The sequence below is a fragment of the Acinetobacter sp. NIOH-H-8 genome, from assembly GCF_046635365.1.
Lineage (GTDB): Bacteria > Pseudomonadota > Gammaproteobacteria > Pseudomonadales > Moraxellaceae > Acinetobacter.
Map to the genome: position 1 here is coordinate 1 of NZ_JBHDVN010000295.1, position 405 is coordinate 405.

A 405-nucleotide genomic window follows, 5' to 3' on the forward strand; every position below is an offset into this window, starting at 1 on the left:
GCCGTGCATACAGCCAAATTATTAGTTACCAAACATCGCCAGAAATCTTCCCATTACACCATTATGGGAAAATATTATGGCGTGGCATGAATGAGAAAATTGGTGCAGATACCAGTTATCGTACTCAAGGTCGTGTAGAAGCGCTGGCGGATGAAAAAGCATTAGATAAAGCTCAAGCGTGGATCAAAACAGCTAAAGAAGCGGCAGGTTTTGATACACCATTAAATACTCGCATCATTAAAGGTGAAGAGCTATCAAATCGCTTAGTAGGTGCTCAAACGCCATGGACTGTTGCTGCATTTGAAGAAGATTCAGGCTCTGTTGATCCTGAAACAGGCACACCTGCACTCGCTCGTTATGCCAAACAAATCGGTGTGAAAATTTATACCAACTGTGCAGTAAGAG

Annotated in this window: 1 protein-coding gene; it reads left to right on the forward strand. The window is 42.7% G+C overall.

Features of this window, described 5'->3' with window-relative positions; all coding sequences use genetic code 11:
- Positions 1–86: 86 nt before the first annotated feature.
- The coding region (locus ACEWB7_RS18310; RefSeq protein ID WP_411581136.1) for an FAD-dependent oxidoreductase at positions 87–405 on the forward strand (319 nt) is incomplete at its 3' end.